General features: G+C 66.5%; 4 protein-coding genes and 1 pseudogene. 3 read left to right on the top strand and 2 right to left on the bottom strand.

Features of this window, described 5'->3' with window-relative positions; genetic code table 11:
* From EOA28_RS27510 to EOA28_RS27500, 3 genes and pseudogenes are all read left to right on the top strand, one after another.
* Positions 1–518: pseudogene (locus EOA28_RS27510) on the top strand (glutamine synthetase); the annotation flags it as partial.
* Positions 519–520: 2 nt separating this feature from the next.
* On the top strand, positions 521–1819 hold the full coding sequence (locus tag EOA28_RS27505) for an FAD-binding oxidoreductase (protein ID WP_127250406.1): 1299 nt from the start codon (positions 521–523) through the stop codon (positions 1817–1819).
* Between the two features lie 70 nt (positions 1820–1889).
* The gene (locus EOA28_RS27500; protein WP_245463388.1) at positions 1890–2678 is read left to right on the top strand and encodes a DeoR/GlpR family DNA-binding transcription regulator; all 789 of its coding nucleotides are present in this window, start codon (positions 1890–1892) and stop codon (positions 2676–2678) included.
* Between the two features lie 73 nt (positions 2679–2751).
* Here EOA28_RS27500 and EOA28_RS27495 read toward each other — a convergent pair whose 3' ends face one another.
* Together EOA28_RS27495 and EOA28_RS27490 are read right to left on the bottom strand one after the other, a co-directional pair.
* Positions 2752–3258: an L-2-amino-thiazoline-4-carboxylic acid hydrolase gene (locus EOA28_RS27495; protein ID WP_127250407.1), complete on the bottom strand. Its 507-nt coding sequence runs from the start codon at positions 3256–3258 to the stop codon at positions 2752–2754.
* A 64-nt stretch (positions 3259–3322) separates the two neighbouring features.
* Positions 3323–3958, bottom strand: a 636-nt coding sequence (locus tag EOA28_RS27490; RefSeq protein WP_148670876.1) for an ATP-binding cassette domain-containing protein, incomplete at its 5' end; no start/stop codon positions are given.

Here is a 3958-nt window from a genome sequence, read left to right as displayed (position 1 = left end):
ACGGCGAGGACAGCGCGATGTTCTCGCATTTCATCGGTGGGCTGCAGAAATACATCCCCGAAATCATGCCGCTGTTCGCGCCGCATGCGAATTCGTACCGCCGCATCCGCCCCGGCCACAGCGCTCCGGCCAACATCGAGTGGGCGCATGACAACCGCTCCTGCGGCCTGCGCGTGCCGCTGGGCGGGCGCGCCGCGCGCCGCATCGAGAACCGTCTGCCTGGTGCCGACGCCAATCCCTATCTAGCGATGGCCGGCTCGCTGATCGCCGGCTATCTCGGCATCGAGGAGAAGCTTGCGCGCTCGGATGAGGCCTTCGGCAATGCCTATAAAAACAAGAGCACGCTGCCGAAGACGATGGAGGAAGCGCTCGATCGTTTCGCCGCCTGCGAGCCCGTGCGGGCGCTGCTCGGCGAGGATTTCTTCCAGACCTATCTGCGCGTGAAGAGCGTCGAGCTAGACCTGTTCCAGAGCGTCGTGACGTCCTGGGAACGCGACCACCTGCTGCTCAAGGTGTGACCATGACTTTGCGTTCGACAGGTTTCAATTCCGGTCTCGGTATCGGCAAATCCTATTACGTCGCCACCGCCAATTCGGAGCCCGACCATCCGGCACTTGCCGGCGATGTCGAGGCCGATCTGGTGGTGGTGGGCGGCGGCTGCACCGGCCTTTCGACGGCGCTGCATGCCGCCGAGCGCGGTCTTAAAGTGGTGCTGCTCGAAGGCGGCAAGATCGGCTGGGGCGCCTCGGGCCGCAATGGCGGCCAGATGATCCCCGGCCTGCGCAAGGGCGCCAAGGGGCTGGTCAAGTCCTTCGGGCCGGAACGGGCGAAGGCGCTGTTCGACCTCGCCTTCGAGGCGCGCGGGCTGGTGCTCGACATCATCGAGCGCCACGGCATCGAATGCGACTTGCGCCTTACCGGCCACCTGGTCGGCGCGGTCAGCGCTTCGGATGTGCGCGACTTCGAGGAAGAGGCCGAATGCCTCGCCAAGGTGATGAAGTTCACCGATGTCGAGATCCTGTCGGCGGCCGAGGCGCGGCAGATGGTCGACACGCCCTATCAGGGCGCGGTCTATGAAAGGCTCGGCGGACACATGCATCCGCTCAACTACACGCTGGGGCTTGCGCGCGCCGCGGTTGGCGCCGGCGTCGTCATCCATGAGAACTCGGTTGCGGTGCGGCTGGAGCGGGAGCCGTCGATCCGGGTGTTCACCGACAACGGGGCGGTCCGCGCCAGGCATGTGGTGCTGGCCGGCGATGCGCTGCTCAAGGGACTGGAGCCGCGCGTCAATAGCCGCATCATGCCGGTCGGCAACTACATCGTCGCCACCGAGCCGCTGGGCGAGCGCAATGTCATCCCGGCCAATGTCGCGGTCTCGGACACGCTGTTTGTCGTCAACTACTACCGCATGTCGGCGGACGGCCGCCTGCTGTTCGGCGGCGGCGAGCGCTACACGCCGTCGCCGCCGGCCGACATTGCCGGCTTCGTGCGGCCGCATATGGAAAAGACCTTTCCGCAGCTCAAGGGCTGCCGCATCGACCACGCCTGGGGCGGGCTTGTGTCGGTGACGACGTCGCGCCTGCCGCACATCGGGCACTATGGCGAGGTCTATTTCGCGCATGGCTATTCCGGCAAGGGCGTCATCCTGTCGACGCTGTCGGGCAAGCTCCTGGCGGAAGCGATCACGGGCGATGCCTCGCGGCTCGACCTGTTCTCGATGCTGACGCCGCTGCCGTTTCCCGGAGGCACGGCGCTGCGCGGCCCGCTCTACGTGCTTGGCATGTTGTGGTATGCGATGCGCGATCGGCTGCGTCACTGACGCTGGTTTCCTTTCCCTGGCGTAGCTAATGTCTCTGCGACGGGAAGGAAATCCCGAGAAGGAAAAGCGGATGAACATCGAGCCGGGCCGACTGACGAAGAAGGAGCGCCATGAGCTGATCCTGTCGGAGGTCCGGCGCTCCGCCTCGATCCGCATCTCGAAGCTTGCGCGCCGCATCGGCGTGGCCGGCGAGACCATCCGCCGAGATCTCATCGAGCTCGGCGAGGCGGGGCTGCTCAACCGCACCTATGGCGGCGCCACCATTTCGCTGGTGACGTCGGAACCGGTGATTGCCGAGCGCGGCCTCACAATGGTCGAGGAGCGGGCCCGCATCGGGCGTGGTGCGGCCGGACTGGTGGAGAAAGGCTCGATCGTGATGATCGACGGTGGATCGACCACCTACGAGGTGGCGCGCAGCCTCTCGCAGCACGGCCGGGACCTGACGATCATCACCAACTCCATCGGCGTCGCCTCTGTGGCCGGCGCCAATCCCGGCTTCCGCGTCATCCTCTGCCCCGGCACCTATGACAGCCGCGAGGCCGCGGTGCTCGGCGAGGACACGGTCGAATTCGTGCGCCGCTACAATGCCGACGTCGCCATCATCGGCGCCTCGGCGCTGAACGCCGAAGGGCCAAGCGACATGATCTCGGGCGCGGCGGCGGTGAAGCGGGCGATGATGAGGCGGTCACTGTCGACGATGCTGGTCGTCACCAACGACAAGTTCGGCCGCAGCGGCCTGGAGCGCGTCTGCGCGCTGAGCGAGATCTCGGACATCGTCACCGACAGCGAGCCGGCAGCGGAACTGCGCGCCGCGATCGACGAAGCAGGCGGCGAGCTGCACGTCTTTGCCGAAGGTTAGGCTGTACCGGCTAGTCTCTTTGTTTTTGCGCAATTCCGGACGGAAAACCGCTGCGCACTTTTCCTGGAATTGCTTAGGCGTCGCGATTGGTCAGCGCGATGTGGCAGCAGCCGGAGCCGTGGCCCGGCGTCCATGTGACATTGGCGAAGCGAACGCCGGTCGCCTCGAACAGGCCGCGGTCGAAGGCGCCGGCGATGCGGCAGAGCGTGGCGAGTTTCTCCTCGCCGACGCCTGCTTCCACCCACGCATCCTTCAACGGGCAGCGCTTCACCTTGAAGGCGATGTGGTCCGGACCGCGCTCGATGTCGGTCGGATACATGCGCCCACCATCCGGACTGACGGCGAGGAACGCCTCGCCGATCGCCGGCGCGTCGTTTGGACCGAAGCCGGCGAAGGCCGCCGCCGCGACTTCCCGGCCGCGCTTCTCGATGCTGCGGATCATCACCGCCTCGGCCTGCTCGGCGCCGAGCTCGGCGGTCAGTTCGTCGAGGAAGAGGCGGTAGAGGTCGGCGCGGTTGCGGAAGGCGGAATCGAGCTCGCGCGACAGTTTCTCGGCTCTGGCTGCTTCGGGATCGGTCATCGTGCGTCCTGATCTTGTTGTTTGACCATGATCTTGTCCGCAAATCGGTTGCCACTTTGCGGGATCATGGCCGGTTCCTGTTCAATCTCGGTGCCGCCTCGACAAGGGCCTTGCCGACCGGCGATTGCGGGTTGGCGATGACGGCGCGGGCATCGCCGCTCTCGGCGATCCGGCCGGCGTCGAGGATGATGACGCGATGCGCCACGGCGCGGATCACGCCGAGGTCATGCGAAATGAACAGATAGGCGATCCGTTCCCGCCGTTGCAGGTCGAGCAGCAATTCCAGGATCTGTCCGCGCACCGAGACGTCGAGTGCCGACACTGCCTCGTCGAGGACGATCAGCGACGGCCGCGTGGCGATGGCGCGAGCGATCGCGACGCGCTGTCGCTGGCCGCCGGAAATCTCGTGGATGGCGCGCGCGGCGAGGCCGGTATCGAGGCCGACGCGCTCCAAAAGCGCCGCGATGCGGCGCGGACGCGCGGCACGCGGGGCGATGTTGTGGATGCGCAAAGGATCGTCCAGCACGCGAGCCACAGTTGCGCGCGGGTTGAAGGCCTCGAGCGGGTCCTGGAATACCATTTGCAGGCGGGCACGGCGGGGGCGCAAAGCGGCGCCCGACAAAGCGAGGAAGTCGCCGCCTTCGAAGTCGACGCGGCCGGTATCGGGCTCGACCAGCCGCAGCACCAACCGTGCGAGGGT

This window comes from Mesorhizobium sp. M2A.F.Ca.ET.067.02.1.1 (assembly GCF_004023285.1).
In the GTDB taxonomy this organism is placed as follows: domain Bacteria; phylum Pseudomonadota; class Alphaproteobacteria; order Rhizobiales; family Rhizobiaceae; genus Mesorhizobium.
Note: the sequence above shows the minus strand (reverse complement) of the source record. Positions and strands in the feature narration are given on the sequence as shown.

What these genes read in the sequence shown, in the direction of transcription:
- EOA28_RS27500 (WP_245463388.1), top strand. Translation starts at nt 1,890, where the DNA reads ATGAACATCGAGCCGGGCCGACTGACGAAGAAGGAGCGCCATGAGCTG.
- EOA28_RS27505 (WP_127250406.1), top strand. Translation starts at nt 521, where the DNA reads ATGACTTTGCGTTCGACAGGTTTCAATTCCGGTCTCGGTATCGGCAAA.
- EOA28_RS27495 (WP_127250407.1), bottom strand. Translation starts at nt 3,258, where the DNA reads ATGACCGATCCCGAAGCAGCCAGAGCCGAGAAACTGTCGCGCGAGCTC.